Raw genomic sequence first — 20081 nt, 5'->3', positions numbered from 1 at the left:
GGCCGCCGACCATGCCCCGGCCTCCGCCGCCAGCCTGGCCGCCTCGTGCTGCTGCCGGTGGTGGGCCACGGCCCTGGAAATTCTGTGCCCCGCCCCCTACCCCCCTACCGGTAGCGGGCTGTTTTCTTCATCCTTAATTTCTTACCCGTGGACCTTTACCACCTCCTTTACCAGAGCCAGGCGCTGGGCGAATTCGACGAGGCTGCGCTCGCCGCCCTACTGCGGCGGGGCCGGGCGCACAACCAGGCCCATAATATCACGGGCGTGCTGCTGCACACGGCCGACGGGCGCTTCCTGCAAGTGCTGGAAGGCCCCAAAACGGCCGTGCGCCACCTCTACTACCACGTTATCCTGTCCGATACCCGTCATTTTCACTGCCAGGTGATAAGCGAGGGGCCGTGCGCGCAGCGCAGCTTTGCCGGCTGGGCGATGGGCTGCCGCCTGGCCCGCCCCGCCGACCTGCGCACGCTGCTGGGCGAAGCGCCGGCCGATGACCTGGGACTTACCCACCGGCCTTACCCCCGCTCCCAGCTGCTGGCGCTGCTGGAGAACTTCGTGGCGCAAGGCCCCGTCGAAACGGGGCAGGAGCATGCGTTGGATAGCCAGCCCACCCGCCACCATTAGTCCCCGCTTCACTCGTGGCACGCTTCGCTCACATTCACCTGCTAGGCTGCTGTACTGGCTTGCTACTGGCCACGCAGTGCGGCTCTACGCCCCCGCAGTCGGGGCCGCCGGCCACCCGGCTGGTGGCGGTGAAAACGCAAGCTGACAGGCCAGTAGACGCTATAATCCGGGCGCTGCTGGATACGACCACGGCGGGTAGTACTGGCCGCGCCGATGAGCGCCTGGGCTTGCAAGCCGGCGCGGCGGTGCGGGCTTTTTATGGCACTACCGGTGCGCTCGCCTGGCTGGTGGCCGGCAGCCTCAGCCCCGATGCAACGGCGGCCCTGGCGCTGCTGGCGCAGGCCCCCGCCCACGGCTTGCGCCCCACGGACTACGGCAGCGAGCGCCTGGTGCTCCTGCGCGATTCGCTGGCCCAGCCCGGCGACCCAGTGCGGCGCGCGCGCCAGCAAGCGCGCTTCGATGTATATCTCAGCGATGCGGTGCTCAGCTTTATGCGCGACATCGACCGTGGCCGGCTGCACCGCTACACGGCTTCACTGAGGGAAAAGGCCGCCGGCCCGAGTGGCCAGCCGGTGGTGCAGCTGCGCGCGGCGCTGAGCCGGCACGCGGTGCCTGCCGCCATGCTGGCCGGCCAGCCCGCCAACCGCGAGTACCGCCAGCTGCAGCGGGCCCTGGCGCAGTGGCTGGTGCTGCCCAGCGCCCCGGATTCGGCGGCGCAGCACCAAGCCCGTTACGAGCAGGCGGCCGCCAACCTGGAGCGCTGGCGCTGGGACGCGCTGCCGCCCACACCTGACTACGTGCTGATTAACATCGCGGCCTGCGAGCTGCTGGTGGTGGCTCGCGACTCGGTGCTGCGCCGCCACCGGGTGGTAGTGGGCAAGCCCGCCACGCCTACCCCCACCCTCAGCAGTAGCATCGACCACTTCACGCTGGCCCCCGACTGGCACGTGCCCCGCTCCATTGCCACCCGCGAAATGCTACCCCATCTCCAGCGCGATGCCGGCTACCTTGCCCAGGGCAATTACGCGCTTTACGATGCGCGCGGCCGCCTGCTCGACCCGCGTAGCATCAACTGGGCGAAGGTGACGGCCCAGCATTTTCCTTACACCATTCGCCAGTCGGCCGGCTGTGATAATGCGCTGGGCAACATCGTGTTTCGCTTCGCTAACCCGTATTCGGTGTACGTGCACGACACGCCAGAGCGCCAGGTATTTGCCCAGCCCTACCGCGCTTTGAGCCACGGCTGCATCCGCCTGGAAAACCCCTTTGCGCTGGCCGCCTACCTGCTGCGGCGCGGCGGCCAGCCGGTGCAGCTGCCCAGCGAAGCCGCGTGCGCCCGCCAGCCCCGCCCCCGCAACGTGCCGCTGCGCCGCCCCATGCCGCTGTTCGTGCGCTACGCCACCTGCACGGCCGAGGGCGGCCACTTGCGCTTTTTGCCCGACCTCTATCACCGCGACGAAACGATACGTCGGGGCTTATTTGGTACAACGCTTTAGCAGGCAAGTAGATAAGCTGGGAGCTGCGCCAGGTGGTCGGGCGGTTTTTTCTGCAGGCCGCCGGCCAGCCTACCCTGAAACAGCGCACTTTTTCGCACCTGCAATGAGCCTGGCACCAAGGCCGGCAAGCAACCACTATGGCGACGCCCGCACTTCAAAAGGCCCCCGGCCACCCGCGCGACATTGTCGTTATCGGGGCTTCGGCGGGGGGCGTTACCGCTTTGCTGGCGCTGGCCAAAGCGCTGCCGGCTGATTTTTCGGCTCCTATTTTCATTGTGCTGCACGTGGGGGCCACATTGCCCAGTATTTTGCCGCAGTTACTTAGTTCCGTATCGAAGCTGCCGGCCCGGCACCCGCAAAACGGGGAGCTTATCGAGCCAGGAGTGCTATACGTGGCCCCGCCCGACCACCATTTGCTGTTGGAAGGCGACCGGATATTGGTGACGCAAGGCCCGAAGGAAAAACGGTTCCGACCCTCCATTGATGCGCTGTTTCGCTCGGCGGCCCGCACGTATGGTCCCCGTGTGATTGGGGTGGTGCTCACGGGCTACCTCAACGACGGGGCCCTGGGGCTGTGGTGGGTGCAGCAGCTGGGCGGCCTAACTATTGTGCAGGACCCGCTTGATGCCGAGCAGCCCGCTATGCCCACGCACGCCCTGGAGGTTGTAGTGCCCGATTACCTCGTGCCGCTGGCCCAGCTGGGGCCCCTGCTCGTGCGCCTGACCAGGGCAGCCAAATCGGTTATGCAGTGATTGTCAGTCGTTAAATAGTTCGCTTGCTAAAGCAGCTGCTCGCCGGCGAGCCCCCACTAGGTAGGCAGCTCGGGCCAATACCCAGCTGGTCGGTAACCTGGACTGCTGTGGCGGCACTTGATAAAAATCATCCCTTACGAATGAGTTTTGTCATAAAAAGAGGGGGTAGGCGCGCCTACTTTTGGGTGGCCCGTTTCCGCCTTCAGCAATGTTTTGTTCCCTTAAAGTGGCCTTCCTGTTGCTCTGGATGGCCCTGGTGCCGGGCCACGCTGCCCAGGCGCAGGCTATGGCAACGGCCGACGTGCCGCCGCTGGCTTTTGGGGCGATGTTTCAGCAATATCCGCAGGCCCGGCAGATAACCTGGCGCCGGTTTGAGGACTGGTACCAGGCCAGCTATACTCAGAGCCAGACCTATCGGCTGGTCAGGTTCAACAGCAACGGCGATGTGGAGGCCACGGGCCAGGATATGGCACTCAGTGCGCTGTCAATTCCCATAAAGCATACCCTGACCACGTACTACCCCACCCGCACTTTCTGCCGCGCCATTGAGGTGACTAATGCTCGAACCGGGGGCCTCACCTACGAGATGGCCACCTGCGAAACCGCCGTCAGCCGCACCGTCACGCTGACGGCTGACGGCCGGAAAATACCCCGCCCTGAATAGCCGGGGACAGCCACTTTGCCTGCTGCGTTTTTTGGTGCGCTGGCTGGCCAAGGACTGGCTAGGGGCTACCTGACAAATGTCAGATGGGAAAGCGATAATCGTCAAGGTATTGCCAGGCGGTGGGGCGGAATTTTGTGGTCTGCTTACGTCCTCATCCCGGCCGGGCAGCGGCCAGCTCTTATTCCTTTTCCCATGCAAACCCTGGAAACCTTCGCGCCGTCCGCCACGGCCGAGCACCTATCGGATACCGATATTACGGCCGCCATCGAGCTGTTTTTCCTAACCAAAAAAGGCGTGCCCGCACACCTGATTGACGTGGCGACTCACGATGGAATTGTACGGCTGACCGGCATCACCGACAACCTGCTGGCCAGCGAGCGGGCTGAGGAAATAGCCCTGGCCGTGCGCGGCGTGCGGGGAGTAGTTAATAACCTAGTAATCAGTACTTCCGATAGAGCAAATGACGAGCTATACCACGCCGTAACGCAGGCCCTGAGTGCCGACCCCGCCACCACTGACTATAACGTGGCCTGCACCGTGGCCGATGGCGTGGTGACGCCCACTGGCGTGGTGCAGTCGTGGGCCGAGCAGCAGCTGGTGCTGCGCGTACTGCGGGGCGTGCGCGGGGTGCGTCGCCTCGTCACTGATGAGCTGACCATCCGCTTGGGCGAAATCCAGAATTCGGACGAGGAAATCAGCACCCAAATCCGTGAGCTGCTGGCGTGGGACATCCGCGTGTTCAGCAACGAGCTAGTGGTGCGCACCACCAACCGGGTGGTGCACCTGAGCGGCACGGTGGGCACCGCCGCCGAGCGGGCGCAGGTGGTGGCCGTGGCCTACCAGGCCGGCGCTACCCGCGTCGATGCCCTCGACCTGTTCGTGGCCTACTGGGCCATCAGCGGCGACCTGCGGCGCGAGAAATTTGCCAACCGCAGCGACGAGGACATTGCCCAGGCCGTGCTCGACACTTTTCGCTACGACCCGCGCGTGCTGTCCTACCAGCCCGTGGTGGTGGTGCACAATGGCGTGGTGACCCTGACCGGCCAGGTGAGCAGCCTGCGCGCCAAGCACAGCGCCGAGCGCGACGCCCGCCACGTGGTGGGCGTGTGGGACGTGCACAACCTGCTGAAGGTGCGCACCCGCTGGTTCACGCCCGATGTGGAGGTGGGCCAGGCCATTCTCGATGCGCTGGCGCGGGACCCCTACGTGAGCATCTTCGATTTTCGGGTGCGGGTGACCAATGGCCGCGCCCACCTCGATGGGCTGGTTAACAGCCACTTTGAGCAGGCCCAGGCTGCCGAGGTGGCCGGCGGTGTAAATGGCGTGGCCGAAATCGAAAATGACGTGCGCGTACTGCCTAGCGCTGGTCAGGCCGGCTGCTACCCTGGTGCCCTGCGCCCGGCCGCCTACCCCCGCACCGACTTCGCCCTGGCCGAGCGCATTCGCACGCTGTACTTCTGGTCGGCCAGCCTGCACAACCAGGACGTGGAAGTGCTGGTGGAGAACGGCCGCGCTACCCTCACGGGCACCGTTGATACCTGGCTCGACCGCGAGCAGGCTGCCTTCGACGCCTACGAAGCCGGCGCGCTGGTGGTAGACAACGACTTACTGCTATCCACTGCTAGTGGACTATAGGTCAGCATCATGCGTTCTTTTTCTCGCACCAGCGCGACTGGCCTGCCACGGGCGGCCAGTCGCCACGAGCCCGGCACCGTGAGCCCGGCCGCCCTGCGCATTGCCCAGGAGGCCGACGCCACCATGTCGCCCGACAGCTGGGAGGCCGACTACTCCCCGCCGGACCTGCTGGCCGCAGCGCCGGCAGCCAGCCCTGTCTTATCCGCTGCCCAGGTAGCACCTACTGCCTAGGCGCAGTTCATTCAACTCCCTACCCCTCTCTGAGTTATGAATCCTTCCCTGCTCGTGCTGGCCAATTTGCCGGAGGCCGCCGCCCACACGGCGCGCTACGCCGCTGCCCTGGGCCAGCCGCTGGGCCTGCATCTGGCCCTGCTGCACTGCTACCTCCACCCCACCTTGCTCACGCCCGCGCTGGTGGAAGAAGAAATAGCGCATTCCGACTACAACGAGGCCGAAACCATGACCGCCTTGCGCGCCCTGGCCGGCCGCCTGTCCGTGCCCGCTGAGGTAATGGAAGCGGGCGGGCTGCTGGATGAAGACGTGGCCACCGCCATCAGGCGCTACCAGCCGCTGCTGCTGGCCATGGGCCTGGGCCCCGACCAGAGCCTGCTCGACGAGCTGCTGCGCCGCCAGGTGCTGCCCGTGCTGCGGGCCACCGGGCGGCCGGTGCTGCTGGTGCCCGCCGCTACGCCAGCGGTGCCGGTGGCCCCGCGCCGGGTGCTGGTAGCCGTGGACGGCGAGCCCTTCGGCCTGGCGGCGGCTTCCCGCAACCTGGGCGAGCTACTGGGCTCGTGGGCAGCCGCCTACACCGTGGCCCACATCGACTTAGCCGGCGAGCTGCCGGGCACCAGGGGCCAGCGCGCCCTGGCCGATGTGCGGGCCAGTAAGCTACTGCCGCCCGCCACGCCTTTGGAGCTATACGAAGTAGCCGACGCGGCCCCGGCCGCCGGCATCCTGCAGGCCATTGACGACACGCGGGCCGATATGCTGGTGCTCATTACCCGGCCGCGCAGCTTTTTGGGGGCGCTGTTTCACCGCAGCGTCACGGCCGCCGTGCTGCGCCATACCCCGGTGCCGGTGCTGCTGCTGCCGGCGGCGGGGTAGGGGGTAGGGCCCCGCCAGTTTCTTCTTTTCAGCTTTCTCTTCTATAAAATGGATACTACCCAACCTGCTCATTGCCCGCCCGGTATTGGCGCGCAAGCCCCCGATTTTGAGGCTATCACCACCACCGGCCTCATCAAGTTTGCCGATTTTGCGCCCGGCAAGTGGGTGCTGTTCTTCTCGCACCCGGCCGATTTTACGCCCGTTTGCACCACCGAGTTGACGGGCTTTGCCAAGCGCGAGGACGAGTTTACGGCCCTCAATACGGCGCTGCTGGGTTTGAGCATCGACAGCATTCACGCGCACATTGCCTGGGTCAACGACGTGCGCGAAAAGAGCGGCGTGTACTTCCGCTTCCCCATCATTGCCGATATCGATATGAAAGTGGCGCGCCTCTACGGCATGCTCCAGCCCGCCGAGAGCGACACCGCCGCCGTGCGGGCCGTGTTCTTCATCGACCCCAGCCACAAAGTCCGCCTCGTGCTGTACTACCCCATGAGCGTGGGCCGCAACCTCGACGAGCTGCTGCGCGCCCTCCAGGCCCTGCAATACGTGGACGAGCACCACGTGTCGCTACCCCTGAACTGGCAGCTGGGCCAGAAAGTGCTGCTGCCGGCCCCCGTCACCCTCGCCCAACTCGATGCGCGCCTGGCCGATGACTCGGTGGAGCAGCCGGAGTTTTACCTGGCCGAAACCTACGTGTAAGACCTTGCGCCAAGCAAGGGTTTGCTACCAGAATACCTTAATTACTACTCCCTTCACCCTTCCTGACGCATCAATTCTGGTGCGCTATTCCCCCAATCCCATGTAGAAGAAAGCAGTTGACAGCCACAAAAAGGCCGCCACCCACCACACCGAGGCTGCCAAGCACCACACCGAAGCCGCCACCCACCACGAGGCCGGTAGCCACGAAAAAGCGGCTCACCACGCCCACACGGCCGCCGCCCACACCGAGCACGCCGCCGAGCACGCCACCCACGCCCGCAAGAGCCACGCCGAAGACCACGGCACTAAGTAAGCCGCCCCAGCCGGCTGCCAAAACCCCGGCTTCCCCGCAACGGAAGCCGGGGTTTTTTGGCTACTTCCGCCCGCTATAACGACTCTTGCCGCATAAAACATTAATATTCGAATGGTTATAAAATAGTGCAAGCCAGGTAAATGCCAGTTTAAACCTGCCGCTCTTCGCCCATGCCGTCATGACGAAAAGCAGGCAGGAGGGTGACGTTTTGCGGCGCGCGTGGCCCCGATGCTACGCCGCTTGCACCCCTCGCCGCTGCCCGGAAACCACCGGGGGCGAGTTAACAAAATCAGCCCATTCCGCTATGAGTCCTAAACCCCTGGCCGCTCCGGCCGCACCAACACCCGCATCGCCGCTGGCTAAGGGTCTGGTCCAAGCTGACTTAGCAGGCTTGCGGGCGCAGTTCGGTTACAATGAGGTGCTGGGGAAGAAGCCCAATCCGGTGTTATTGTTTGCCAAAAAGTTCTGGGGCCTCACGGCGTGGCTGCTGGAGGTGATAATCGTATTTTCCTGGTTTTTGCACAAGTTTGTCGACGTTTACATCGTGCTGGGGCTACTGGTTTTCAACGCGGTCATTGGCTTTATTCAGGAACACAATGCCGCCAAGGCCGTGGCAGCGCTGAAAAAAAAGCTGCAAATCAACGTCAAGCTCCTGCGGGATGGGGCCTGGACTACCCTGGCCGCCCGCGAGCTGCTGCCCGGCGACGTTATCCGCGTGCGCATCGGCGACTTCGTGCCGGCCGACGCGCAGCTCACGCAGGGCGCGGTTCGCCTCGACCAGGCGGCGCTGACCGGCGAATCGGGCGATGTCGCCAAAAAGGTGGACGACACCCTGTACTCCGGCTCCGTCATCACCAAAGGCGAGGCGACGGGCACCGTCATCCTGACCGGCACCCGCACTTACTACGGCAAGACCATCGCGCTGGTCAACATCGCCCAGCCAAAGTCACATATCGAAGCGGTAGTCGGTGGCGTAACCCGGTGGCTGCTGGCCATTGCGGGCACGTTGCTGGCCGTGGCGCTCGTGGCTATAGTTACCAAGGGCCTCAATGTGCTCCAGCTAATGCCCCTGCTGCTGGTGTTGCTGCTCGGGGCCGTGCCGGTGGCCCTGGGGGCCCTGTTCACGGTCAGTATGGCGCTGGCTTCCCGGCAGCTGGTGGCCAAGGGGGTGCTGGTTACCCGGCTCAGCGCGCCCGACGACGCGGCCAGCATGGACGTGCTGTGCGTGGACAAAACGGGCACCCTGACCTTGAACCAGCTCACCGTGGGCACCGTGCACCCGGCCGACGGCTTCAGCGCCGACGACGTGCTGCGCCTGGGTGCCCTGGCCTCGCAGGAAGCCGACCACGACGCCATCAACCTGGCCTTCATCGCCGCGGCCCGTCAGAAAAACCTGCTGGATAGCACGTTCGTGCAGAAAACGTTCGAGCCCTTCGACCCCCAGACCCGCCGCACCGAAGCCCAGATTCAGCACGGCCCGGCCACGTTTTTGGTGCTGAAAGGCGCGTTTGACAGCCTGGCAACGGCGTGCAGGCTCGACGCGGCGGCCACGGCCGCGTGGGCCGCCAAGGTGGCCGTGGCGGCCCGGCAAGGCTACCGCACGCTGGCCGTGGCCACGGCCACGGGGGCGGCCCCGCCCCGCCTGGTGGGGCTGGCCGACCTGCACGACGCGCCCCGGCCTGACTCCCGGCAGCTCGTGCAGGAGTTGAAAAGCCTGGGCGTGGCCGTTAAGATGCTCACCGGCGATGCCCGGCCCATTGCCATCCAGATTGCCACGGCCGTGGGCGTGGGCGGGGTAATCATTCAGGCCGCCGACCTCAAAAAGGCGGACCCGGCCCAGGTGGCGGCCCTGCTGGAGAAAAACGACGGGGTAGCCGGCGTTTACCCCGAGGATAAATACGACATTGTCAAGGCTTTGCAGGCGGGCGGCCACATCGTGGGCATGACCGGCGACGGTGTGAACGACGCCCCCGCCCTGAAGCAGGCCGAAGTGGGCATTGCCGTGCGCAGCGCCACCGACGTGGCCAAGGGGGCGGCCAGCATCGTGCTCACCCAGGACGGGCTGGTCAGCATCCTGGAGCCCATCAAAGTGGGCCGCATGATGTTCGAGCGCATCAACACCTGGATACTCAACAAGCTGGCCCGCACCATTCTCAAAACCTGCTTCGTGGTCGGGGCCTTCCTGGTGCTGGGCAAGTTCGTGATTTCCGCCGCGGCCATGCTGCTGATGATTTTCATGACCGACTTCGTGAAAATCTCCCTGGCCACCGACCACGTGCAGTGGGCCCCGCAGCCGGCCCGCTGGAACATCCGCGGCCTGGCCAAAACGGGCATCGTCATTGGCCTGGCGATGACGCTGGAAGCCTTCGGGCTGCTGTACCTGGGCCTGCGCTACTTCCGGCTGGGCGCGGGCAGCGCGGCGCTCAGCACCTTTTGTTTCGAGCTGCTGCTCTTTTTTGCGCTGTTTTCCATCTTTGTGGTCCGCGAAAAAAGCCATTTCTGGCACTCGGCCCCGAGCCGCACCCTGCTGCTGCTGCTGCTGGCCGACATGGTGCTGGGCCTTGCGCTGGCCACTTTCGGGCTGCTGGGGTTCCAGGCCATTCCCCTCACGCAGTCTGCGGTGGTAATTGCCTACGCTGCCTTCTGTTCCTTTATAATCAATGACTTACTGAAAGTGGCGGTTTCCCGCCCCGCCCCGGCGTCCAGGCCAGAGCTGCCCCCTGGGTAGCCGGCCGCCGGGCCTCTGGCCGGGAAAACCAGGGCCGGAGGCAACCGGGTTTTTTGCGGGGTTAGCCAGCCCCGCGCGGTACCTGCTTTGCCAAGTAGAGCGGCCGGCCACTACGCGCCATTCTGGTGAACTGGGCTCCCCGGCGCTGGACAGCGCTTGCCCTGCCCTGACAAAAATCAGCTAATCAGCCAATTGTTGTCAGGGCCTTGCTAAGCCCTGCCCCGGACCTTTATGCCCAGCTTACCACCTGCCCCTAACTGGGCCAGTGGGGGCTCTCGCAGCTTAAAATACCTGCCTCATGGACAAGGATTTGCAAGGAAAAACGGCTCTGGTTACCGGGGCGGCCTCAGGCATCGGCCGGGCGGTGGCGCTGCTCTACGGGCAGCATGGGGCCAACGTCATGATGTCGGACATCGACGAAAAACAGGGCCAGCAGGTAGTGGCCGAGCTGCAAGTTGCCGGGGCCAACGCCCGGTTCTACAAGGCCGACGTGGGCGACGCAGCCCAGTGCCACCAGCTGATGCAGGCCACCTTGGCCGCCTTCGGCACCCTCGACGTGGCCTGCAACAACGCCGGCATCATCGGCGAGCTGAGTCTGACCGCCGACTACTCGGTCGAAGGCTGGCAACACATTATTAATGTGAATCTGAACAGCATATTCTACTGCCTCAAATACGAGCTGGAAGTGATGCTGAAGCAGGGCCACGGCGCGATTATCAACATGTCGTCCATTCTGGGGCAGGTGGGCACGCCCAAGCTGGCGGGCTACGTGGCGGGCAAGCACGGCATCGTGGGCCTCACCCAGACGGCCGCCATCGAATACGCGGCGCAGGGCATCCGCATCAACGCCGTGGGTCCCGGCTACATCGACACCCCGCTGCTCGGGGATTTTTCGGCCGAAACCAAGGAGGCGCTGGTGGCGATGCATCCCATCGGCCGCCTGGGCCGCTCCGAGGAGGTGGCCGAGCTGGTCATCTGGCTCAGCACCGACAAAGCCTCGTTCGTCACCGGTGCTTACTACCCCGTCGATGGCGGCTACCTGGCTAAATAAGCGCCCCCTACCCCTTCCTTCTTTTCCAACCTCCTTTTCCAATGAAAAAATCCGAATCCCACCTGCAAACCATCCTGATTGAAAACCTACAGGCCAACCTGCTGGGCTTGAACGAGCAGCACAGGAAAAGAATGCATAAAACCGTGGCCCGCGCCGCCAAAAAAATAGCCCGGAAGTTTGCCAAGCTCCTGGCCAAACAGCCCAAGGCCGATAAAGTGACTACCCCCAGTACCGTTCCACCGGTACTCCACAAAGCCACCGCCCGCAGCGTGGGCAAGCACGCCCCTAGGCCAGCCACCCGCCCGAAAGCCCGTGCCACCGCCAGCAGCTAGCCCGCGCCCCGCTCCATGACTGATTCTTCACCTTCCCCGGCGCGCGCGCTGCCCATCACCACGCTCTTCGTGGATATTGGGGGCGTGCTACTCGGCCCCGGTTGGGGCCATGCCTCGCGGCAGTTGGCGGCCACCACCTTCGGGCTGGAGGCGGCCGAAATGGAGCTGCGCCACCACCTGTTTTTCAGCACCTACGAGCTGGGCCGGCTCAGCCTGGCCGACTACCTCCGGCAGGTGGTTTTCTACCAGGTGCGGTCGTTTAGCGAGGCTGATTTTCGGGAATTTATGTTTGCCCAATCGCAGCCCTTCCCCGAGATGCTGGCGCTGATACCACAGCTCAAAGCCCGCTACCACCTCAAAATCGCCGTGGTCAGCAATGAGGGCCGCGAGCTGAACGCGCATCGGATTCACACGTTCGGGCTGGTCGGATTCGTGGATTTTTTCGTGTCCTCGTCCTTCGTTGGCCTCAGCAAGCCTGATGTTGACATCTTCCGCCTGGCACTTGACTTGGCGCAGGTGCCGGCTCAACAAGTGCTGTACTTGGACGACCAGCCGCTGTTCATCGACGTGGCGGCGGGCGTGGGCATCCAGGGCATTTGCCACGTCGATTATCCCTCTACCTGTACCAAGCTGGCCGCTTTTGGCCTGCCGGTGTAGGGTGCGGGGCTTGCCCCCGCCCGTCGTTGAACGGCGCGTTTGAACTATAACGACGGGCGGGGGCAAGCCCCACACCCTACTTCTAACACCCCTCCCATATGGCCGCCGCTGACCTCATTCTAGTCCTCAACGGCGGCTCGTCCAGCATCAAGTTTGCCGTGTATGAGCCGGGCGAAACCCCGCATTGCCGGCTGCACGGCCACCTCGACCGCATCGGCCTGCCCGGCACCCAGCTCACGTTTAGCGAAGGGCCGGCGGCACCCATCACCAGCCCGGCGGCCGCGGCCGCCCCGGCGGCGGCCACCACCTTCTTACTCGACTGGCTGGCCCACCACGGCGTATTTGCTACCCTGGCGGCGGTGGGGCACCGGGTAGTGCACGGCGGCCCGGCGCACCAGTCCCCCGAGCTGGTGACCCCCGCGCTGCTGGCCGACCTGCGCCAGTTGACGAATTACGACCCCGACCACCTGCCCGGCGAAATTGCCCTGATGGAGGCGGTGCACGCGCGCCAGCCGCAACTGCGGCAAGTGGCGTGCTTCGACACGGCCTTTCACCAGCACATGCCCCGCGTGGCCCAGCTGCTGCCGCTACCGCGCCGCTTTGCGGCGCAGGGGCTGCGGCGCTACGGGTTTCACGGTATTTCCTACGCCTACCTGCTGGAGGAGCTGGGCCGGCAGGCGGGGCCGGTGGCGGCGCGGGGCCGGGTGATTCTGGCGCACTTGGGCAGCGGGGCCAGTCTGGCCGCCGTGCTGGGGGGCCAGAGCCAGGATACGAGCATGGGCTTCACGCCCGCCGCCGGCCTGGTGATGGGTACCCGCACCGGCGACCTCGACCCCGGCGTGGCCGCCTACCTGCTGCAAGCCGACCACCTCACGCCCCAGCAGTTCAACCACCTCATCAACCACGAAAGCGGCCTGCTGGGCGTGTCGGAAACCAGCTCCGACATGCGCGATTTGCTGGCCGCCCAGGCCACCGACGCGCGGGCTGCCGATGCGGTGGCGCTGTTTTGCTACCAGGCTCGCAAGTGGGTAGGGGCCTACGCGGCCGTGCTCGGCGGCCTCGATACGCTGGTGTTTGCGGGGGGGGTAGGGGAACACGCGGCCGAGGTGCGCGCCCGCATCTGCGCGGGGCTGGGGCTTCTGGGCGTGGAGCTCGACGCAGCCCTTAACGCCACCCACGCCGCCGTGATTTCCAGCGTCGCCAGCCGCGTCACCGTCCGCATTATTCCGACCGATGAGGAGCGCCAGATTGCGCAGCTGGTCAGCCACTTGTTGGCGGAATAACATTCCGTCAGAAATTTATCTCTCTTTTAGTCAGCTTTTTATGGCGTCTCCTGCTTCCCAAACGGCTCTGGTTACCGGGGCTACCAGTGGCATTGGCTACGAGCTGGCCAAGCTCTTCGCGCAGGACGGTATCGACCTGGTGCTGGTGGCCCGTGGCCAGGTGAAGCTCGCCGAAATCAAGGCGGACTTCGAGCAGCAATACCGCATTCGGGTCACCTGCCTGGCGGCCGACCTGGGCGTAGCCGGCCAGGCCGCCGCCTTGTATCAGCAGTGTCAGACCCAGGGCCTGGAGCTGGATTACCTGGTCAACAACGCCGGCTTTGGTGCCTATAAAGACGTGGTGCAAGAGGACGTGACGACCTACGAAAGTATGCTGACCCTCAATGTGCTGGCGGTTACTATCCTCTCCACCCTGGCAGCCAAGGATATGGTTCGCCGCCGGGCGGGCCGCATCCTGAACGTGGGCTCGACTTCCGCCTTTCAGCCGGTGCCGCACATGGCGGTGTATGGCGCATCGAAGAGCTACGTGATGCACTTCACCGAGGCCCTGCACGCCGAACTGGAAGGTACCGGGGTAACGGCCACGGTGCTGAGCCCCGGCGTCACGGCCACCGGTTTTGTGGCGCGGGCCGGCATGGGCAAGTGGTCGCAGGCGCAGGGCAAGCTGCTGAGCGCCGCCGCCGTTGCCCAGGCCGGCTACCTGGCCATGCAGCAGGGTAAGGTAAACGTGATACCAGGCTGGAAAAACAAGCTACTTGCCTTGGGTATCAGTTTGATACCGTTTCGCGGGCTGAAGCTGGCCCTGTCAAACCGTTTTATGAAAGAAAGCCATTAGGGCCCACAGTGCTACCTGTGCCGCCATGATTTCGGCGGCTACCAGCCGCATTACTGTCCGCATTATCCCTACCAATGAGGAGCGCCAGATGGCGCAACTCGTCCAGCAGCTTTTGCTGACTGGGGAAGTCAGAACCTTTTAAAACAACCACTTATGGAAACCAACACCCTCGCCCCGCCGGCCGTGCGCCCGGCGGCCACGCCGCTGCCCGCGGCCGAAGCCGACCTCATCAACGCCTACTGGCGGGCCGCCAACTACCTGTCGGTGGGCCAGATATACCTCTACGACAACCCGCTGCTGAAGGAGCCGCTGAAGCTGGCGCACGTGAAGCCGCTAGTGGTAGGCCACTGGGGTACCACGCCGGGCCAGAACTTCATCTATGCCCACCTGAACCGCGTTATTAAGGCGCACGACCTGAATATGTTCTACGTGGCCGGGCCGGGGCACGGCGGCGCGGCCATCGTGGGCAACGTATATATGGAGGGCACCTGGACCGAGGTGTATCCCGAAATAACGCAGGACGAGGCCGGGCTGAAGAAGTTTTTTACCCAATTTTCGTGGCCGGGGGGTATCTCCAGCCACGTGGCCCCCACCACGCCGGGCTCCATTCACGAGGGCGGCGAGTTGGGCTATTCGCTCAGCCACGCCTTCGGGGCGGTGTTCGATAATCCGGGGCTGATTGTGGCCTGCGTGATTGGGGACGGCGAGGCCGAAACCGGCCCGCTGGCCACGTCCTGGCAGTCCAATAAGTTTCTTAATGCCCGCACCGATGGTACGGTGCTGCCCATTCTGCACCTCAACGGCTACAAGATTTCCAACCCCACCGTGCTGGCCCGCATCGAGCCCGACGAGCTGGACCAGTTTCTGCGGGGCTGCGGCTGGGTGCCCTACTTCGTGGAGGGCGACGACCCGGCCACCATGCACCAGCTCATGGCCGCCACGATGGACCAGGTAGTGGCCGACATCCAGCGCATCCGCGAAGAGGCCCAGCTGCACGACGATGCCCCCCGCCCGCGCTGGCCGATGATTGTGCTGCGCTCGCCCAAGGGCTGGACGGGCCCCAAAATAGTGGACGGCCTGCGTGTAGAGGGCACTTTTCGCTCGCACCAGGTGCCGCTGCTCGTCGATGCCCAGCACCCGGACCACGTGGCGCAGCTGGAATCCTGGATGAAAAGCTACCATCCCGAGGAGCTTTTTGATGAAACCGGCCGCCTGCGGCCCGAGCTGGCCGCGCTGGCCCCCACGGGCCTCCACCGCATGGGAGCCAACCCCCACGCCAACGGCGGCCTGTTTCTGCGCGACCTGTTAATGCCCGATTTCTGCGACTACGCCGTGCAGGTGCCCAAGCCGGGGGCCGTGGAGGCCCACGACACGGAGGTGCTCGGGCCTTTCCTGCGCGATGTTATCCGGCTCAACCAGGAGCGGCCCAATTTCCGGGTTTTCGGGCCCGATGAAACCATTTCCAACCTGCTGGGGGCGGTGTTCGACGTGACTAATCGGCAGTGGGATGCCCGCACGGTGCCCGGCGACGAGTTTCTGGCCCCCGTCGGCAACGTGTTCGACGGGATGCTGAGCGAGCACCAGTGCGAGGGCTGGCTCGAAGGCTACCTGCTCACGGGCCGGCACGGGGTCTTCAACTGCTACGAAGCCTTCGTGCGCATCGTGGACTCCATGTTCAGCCAGCACGCCAAGTGGCTGAAAGTCACGCGCGAGCTGCCCTGGCGGCGGCCCATTGCCTCGCTCAACTACATCCTGGCCTCGCATGTGTGGCAGCAGGACCACAACGGCTTCACGCACCAGGACCCCGGCTTTCTCAACCACGTCATCAACAAAAAAGCCGACATCGTGCGGGTGTACCTGCCGCCCGATGCCAACTGCCTGCTCTCGGTGATGGACCACTGCCTGCGCTCGCGCAACTACGTGAACGTGGTGGTGGCCGGCAAGCACCCCCTACCCCAGTGGCTGACGATGGATGATGCCGTGGTGCATTGCACGACCGGCATCGGCATCTGGCAGTGGGCCAGCAACGACCAGGAGGTGCCGGAGCCCGACGTGGTGCTGGCCGGCTGCGGCGACACGCCCATGCTGGAGGTGCTGGCCGCCACCTCCATCCTGCGCGAGCACCTGCCCGAGCTGAAAATCAGGGTTATCAACGTAGTCGATTTGATGAAGCTGCAATCGGCCAGCGAGCACCCGCACGGCCTCAACGAAGCCGAGTACGACTCGCTTTTCACGAAGGAAAGCCCCATCATTTTCGGCTTCCACGGCTACCCCACGCTGGTGCACCAGCTCACCTACCGCCGCACCAACCGCCACCTGCACGTGCGGGGCTACATCGAAGAAGGCACCATCACCACGCCCTTCGACATGCGCGTGCAGAACAGAATCGACCGCTACCACCTGGTGCAGAGCGTGCTGGATTACCTACCCAACCCCGGCAGCAAGGGAGCCTACCTTCAGCAGCTGATGCGCGACAAACTCATCGAGCACAAGCGCTACATCGACATTCACGGCGAGGACCTGCCCGAGATACGCGAGTGGAAATGGGGTGCTTAGTGGAGGCTATGTAATTGAACGTTAGGCAGGACGCGGCCTTCCTGCGGCCTGCCCGACAACCAGCATCTGCTTAACAAATGGATAACCACATGCTACCCGAACCGACAACCGCCCCGCCGAAGCCCACTCCAGTTCCAGCAACGCCTCCGCCTAAACCCATGAACCACAGCCAGATGGACCATTGCCAGATGGACCACGGCGCCATGGGCGGCCCCGTCCACGGGGCCATGCTGGCCGACTTCCTGCGCCGCTTCTGGATATGCATGGCGCTGTCGGTGCCCGTGGTGGGCTTGTCGGGGATGTTCCAGCAGCTGGTGGGCTACCACTTGGTGCTGCCTTATGGCACGCCCCTGGTGTTGGTGCTGGCCACGGTCATTTACGTGTATGGCGGCTGGCCCTTCTTCAGCGGGATGGTGCGGGAGCTGCGTAGCCGGCAGCCGGGCATGATGTCGCTGGTAGCGGTGGCCATCACGGTGGCCTATGGCTACAGCGTGGTGGTGCTGCTGGGCTGGCTGCGGGGCACCGACCTGCTGCTGGAATTGGCTACGCTGATTGACATTATGCTGTTGGGCCACTACCTCGAAATGAAGTCGGTGGCCGGGGCCTCGCGGGCGCTGGAGCTGCTGGTGCAGCTGCTACCCGCCGAGGCCCATCAGAAGAAAGGCGACGTCCTCAACGACGTGCAAGTGAGCGCGTTGGTGGTGGGCGACGTGGTGCTGGTGAAGCCCGGCGAGCGTATTCCGGCCGATGGCGAGGTGACGGACGGCAGCAGCGCCGTAAACGAAAGCATGCTGACCGGTGAGAGCACGCCGGCCCCCAAGCAGACGGGCGCCAAGGTCATTGCCGGCTCGCTAAATGGCACGGGCGCGCTCACGGTGCGCGTCACGCACCAAGGGGCCGATAGTTACCTGAGCAAGGTAGTGAAGATGGTGGCCGAGGCCCAGCAAACCAAGTCCAAAACCCAGACCCTGGCCGACCGCGCCGCCGCCTGGCTCACGGGTATCTCGCTGGTGGCCGGCCTGGGCACGCTGGCCACGTGGCTCTGGCTGGGCAAGGGTGCGGCCTTCGCCATCGAGCGCATGGTGACGGTGATGGTTACGGCCTGCCCGCACGCGCTGGGCATGGCCATTCCGCTGGTGGTGGCCATTTCTACCTCCATTTCGGCTCGCAAGGGCCTGCTCATCCGCAACCGCACGGCCTTCGAGGAAGCCCGCAAGATTACGGCGATGGTGTTCGACAAAACCGGCACCCTCACCGAAGGCACCTTCGGCGTAACGCGCGTGCAGGTGCTGGCCGTCGGCCCCGACGAGGCCACCCTGCTGGGCACCGCCGCCGCCCTGGAGCAGCAGTCGCAGCACCCCATTGCCCAGGGCATCGTGGCCGAAGCCAAGAAGCGCAGCCTGACATTGCCGGCCATTCAGGATTTCAAGTCACAGACCGGCAAGGGGGTAGCGGCCACCGTGAACGGCAAGGCGGTCGTAGTGGCCAGCCCCGGCTATTTGAAGGAAAAAAATATCTCCCTACCCCCCGACGCCAGCAGCAATGGGGCCGAAACGGTGGTGTTTGTACTGATTGATGATAAGATGGCCGGCTACATCGCCCTGGCCGACCGCATCCGCCCCGATTCCCAGGATGCCGTGCAGCGCCTGCAACAGCAGGGCATTAAGGTGTACATGGCCACCGGCGACAACCAGCAGGTGGCCGACGCCGTGGCCAAAACCCTGGGCCTCAATGGTGTGTACGCCGAAGTGCTGCCCGACCAGAAAGTAAAGATTATCAAGGACTTGCAGGCCAAAGGTCAGTTTGTAGCCATGACCGGCGACGGCGTGAACGACGCGCCCGCCCTGGCCCAGGCCAACGTGGGCATCGCCGTGGGCTCGGGCACCGACATCGCGGCCGAAACCGCCGACATCATCCTGGTCAACAGCAAGCCCACCGACATCACCAACCTGGTCGAATTCGGTAAGGCCACCTACGCGAAGATGCGGCAGAACCTGTTCTGGGCCACGGGCTACAACGTGGTGGCCATCCCGCTGGCGGCGGGGGTGCTCTACCCGCATTTTGTGCTCAGCCCGGCTATGGGCGCGGTGCTCATGAGCGCGAGCACCGTCATCGTGGCCCTGAACGCGCAGCTGCTGCGCCGCGAGCTGAAGTAGCCCGCGCGCTACTGGCCAAAAGCCCGTCATGCAGACCGTAGGGAAGCATCTCGCGTGGGGTAGTAATCTCAATCGTCAGCAACGATGCGAGCGAGATGCTTCCCTACGGTCTGCATGACGGGCTTATTTCGATTCTTTAAACAGCCTCGCTTTTATAACCCTAATCTTATGAACCTAAACACTTTAACTGCCACCGCTCATGCTCTGATGGCGCCCGGCAAGGGCTTGCTGGCGATGGACGAAAGCACCGGCACCTGCAACGCCCGCTTCGCCGCGACGGGCATCCCGCAAACTGTGGAGGCCCGCCGCGCCTACCGCGAGCTGTTGGTGGCCACGCCGGGCCTGGCTGAGGGCATCAGCGGGGCTATTCTGTTCGATGAAACCATCCGGCAGCACACCACGGCGGGCGTTTCCTTCGTGAAAATCTTGCAACAGGCGGGCATCATCCCCGGCATCAAGGTGGATTTGGGCGCGCACGAGCTGGCCGGCTTCCCCGGCGAGCAGGTAACCGAAGGGCTCGACGGCCTGCGCCCGCGCCTGACCGAATACGTGCAGCTGGGAGCCCGCTTTGCCAAGTGGCGGGCGGTGCTCACCATCGGTCCCGACCGGCCCAGTCGGGCCGGCATTTCGGCCAACGCCCACGCGCTGGCCCGCTACGCCGCGCTGTGCCAAGCGGCCGGCCTGGTGCCCATCGTGGAGCCCGAAGTGCTGCTGACCGGTCCCCATTCCCTGGCCCGGTGCGCCGCCGTGACGGAGGAAGTGCTGCACGAAGTATTCAATCAATTGCGCACCCAGGGCGTGGCCCTGGAAGGCATGCTGCTAAAGCCCAGCATGGTGCTCGCCGGGGCCGACTGCCCCCAGCAGGCCACCACCGCGCAAGTCGCCGACGCTACCGTGGCCTGCCTGCTGCGCACGGTGCCGGCGGCCGTGCCGGGCGTGGCCTTTTTATCGGGCGGGCAGTCGCCCGAAGCCGCCACGCGCCACCTGGCCGCCATGCACGAGCGGTTTGCCGGCCGGCTGCCGTGGGCGCTCACCTTTTCATTTGGCCGGGCGCTGCAACAGCCAGCCCTGGAAATCTGGGCCGGGCAGGCGGCCAACGTTGTCGCCGCTCAGCGGGCGCTGCTGGAGCAGGTGCGTAGCAACCACGCGGCGGTTGGGGTGGGTAGCACGGTGGCTGGCGCGGCCTAAAATAG

Annotated in this window: 18 protein-coding genes; 17 read left to right on the top strand and 1 reads right to left on the bottom strand. The window is 64.8% G+C overall.

Annotated elements, in window-relative coordinates:
- Positions 1–147: 147 nt before the first annotated feature.
- The 8 genes from LC531_RS12390 to LC531_RS12355 all read left to right on the top strand — a co-directional run bounded on the left by LC531_RS12390 (position 148) and on the right by LC531_RS12355 (position 6977).
- Positions 148–624, top strand: a complete 477-nt coding sequence (locus tag LC531_RS12390) for a BLUF domain-containing protein (RefSeq protein ID WP_223650597.1) — start codon at positions 148–150, stop codon at positions 622–624.
- Between the two features lie 14 nt (positions 625–638).
- Positions 639–2120, top strand: a complete 1482-nt coding sequence (locus tag LC531_RS12385) for a L,D-transpeptidase family protein (RefSeq protein ID WP_223650596.1) — start codon at positions 639–641, stop codon at positions 2118–2120.
- A 137-nt stretch (positions 2121–2257) separates the two neighbouring features.
- Entirely contained in the window at positions 2258–2872 is a 615-nt protein-coding gene (locus tag LC531_RS12380) for a chemotaxis protein CheB (protein WP_223650595.1), read from the top strand.
- A gap of 208 nt (positions 2873–3080) precedes the next feature.
- Positions 3081–3536 carry a hypothetical protein gene (locus tag LC531_RS12375; RefSeq protein ID WP_223650594.1) on the top strand — a complete coding sequence of 152 codons (456 nt, stop codon included), beginning with the start codon at positions 3081–3083 and terminating at the stop codon, positions 3534–3536.
- Between the two features lie 192 nt (positions 3537–3728).
- Positions 3729–5171 (top strand): BON domain-containing protein, encoded by a 1443-nt coding sequence (locus LC531_RS12370; RefSeq protein ID WP_223650593.1) that lies wholly within the window; start codon positions 3729–3731, stop codon positions 5169–5171.
- A 9-nt stretch (positions 5172–5180) separates the two neighbouring features.
- The gene (locus LC531_RS12365) at positions 5181–5402 is read left to right on the top strand and encodes a hypothetical protein (protein ID WP_223650592.1); all 222 of its coding nucleotides are present in this window, start codon (positions 5181–5183) and stop codon (positions 5400–5402) included.
- Between the two features lie 36 nt (positions 5403–5438).
- Positions 5439–6275 (top strand): universal stress protein, encoded by an 837-nt coding sequence (locus LC531_RS12360; RefSeq protein WP_223650591.1) that lies wholly within the window; start codon positions 5439–5441, stop codon positions 6273–6275.
- Between the two features lie 48 nt (positions 6276–6323).
- A complete protein-coding gene (locus LC531_RS12355) occupies positions 6324–6977 on the top strand; it encodes a peroxiredoxin (RefSeq protein ID WP_223650590.1) in 654 nt (217 codons plus the stop codon).
- A gap of 70 nt (positions 6978–7047) precedes the next feature.
- Here the strand turns inward: LC531_RS12355 and LC531_RS12350 are convergent, their stop codons facing one another.
- The gene (locus LC531_RS12350; protein ID WP_223654035.1) at positions 7048–7278 is read right to left on the bottom strand and encodes a hypothetical protein; all 231 of its coding nucleotides are present in this window, start codon (positions 7276–7278) and stop codon (positions 7048–7050) included.
- Positions 7279–7594: 316 nt separating this feature from the next.
- On the opposite strand from LC531_RS12350, the gene LC531_RS12345 reads away from it, so the two are divergent.
- From LC531_RS12345 to LC531_RS12305, 9 genes are all read left to right on the top strand, one after another.
- On the top strand, positions 7595–10018 hold the full coding sequence (locus tag LC531_RS12345) for a plasma-membrane proton-efflux P-type ATPase (RefSeq protein WP_223650589.1): 2424 nt from the start codon (positions 7595–7597) through the stop codon (positions 10016–10018).
- 298 nt (positions 10019–10316) lie between these two features.
- Complete coding sequence (locus LC531_RS12340; protein ID WP_223650588.1) at positions 10317–11069, top strand: SDR family NAD(P)-dependent oxidoreductase; 753 nt, start codon at positions 10317–10319, stop codon at positions 11067–11069.
- A gap of 41 nt (positions 11070–11110) precedes the next feature.
- Complete coding sequence (locus LC531_RS12335; protein WP_223650587.1) at positions 11111–11401, top strand: hypothetical protein; 291 nt, start codon at positions 11111–11113, stop codon at positions 11399–11401.
- 15 nt (positions 11402–11416) lie between these two features.
- Positions 11417–12058, top strand: a complete 642-nt coding sequence (locus LC531_RS12330) for an HAD family hydrolase (RefSeq protein ID WP_223650586.1) — start codon at positions 11417–11419, stop codon at positions 12056–12058.
- Between the two features lie 98 nt (positions 12059–12156).
- The gene (locus tag LC531_RS12325) at positions 12157–13341 is read left to right on the top strand and encodes an acetate/propionate family kinase (protein ID WP_223650585.1); all 1185 of its coding nucleotides are present in this window, start codon (positions 12157–12159) and stop codon (positions 13339–13341) included.
- A gap of 40 nt (positions 13342–13381) precedes the next feature.
- Positions 13382–14176: an SDR family NAD(P)-dependent oxidoreductase gene (locus tag LC531_RS12320; RefSeq protein WP_223650584.1), complete on the top strand. Its 795-nt coding sequence runs from the start codon at positions 13382–13384 to the stop codon at positions 14174–14176.
- A gap of 153 nt (positions 14177–14329) precedes the next feature.
- On the top strand, positions 14330–16732 hold the full coding sequence (locus LC531_RS12315) for a phosphoketolase family protein (RefSeq protein WP_223650583.1): 2403 nt from the start codon (positions 14330–14332) through the stop codon (positions 16730–16732).
- Positions 16733–16890: 158 nt separating this feature from the next.
- Entirely contained in the window at positions 16891–18888 is a 1998-nt protein-coding gene (locus LC531_RS12310) for a heavy metal translocating P-type ATPase (protein ID WP_416138800.1), read from the top strand.
- Positions 18889–19056: 168 nt separating this feature from the next.
- Positions 19057–20076, top strand: a complete 1020-nt coding sequence (locus tag LC531_RS12305) for a class I fructose-bisphosphate aldolase (RefSeq protein ID WP_223650582.1) — start codon at positions 19057–19059, stop codon at positions 20074–20076.
- Positions 20077–20081: the final 5 nt, after the last annotated feature.

The organism is Hymenobacter psoromatis, from assembly GCF_020012125.1.
Classification (GTDB): Bacteria; Bacteroidota; Bacteroidia; order Cytophagales; family Hymenobacteraceae; genus Hymenobacter; species Hymenobacter psoromatis.
The sequence above is the reverse complement of the archived record's forward strand: the minus strand, read 5'-3'. Positions and strand labels throughout refer to the sequence as shown.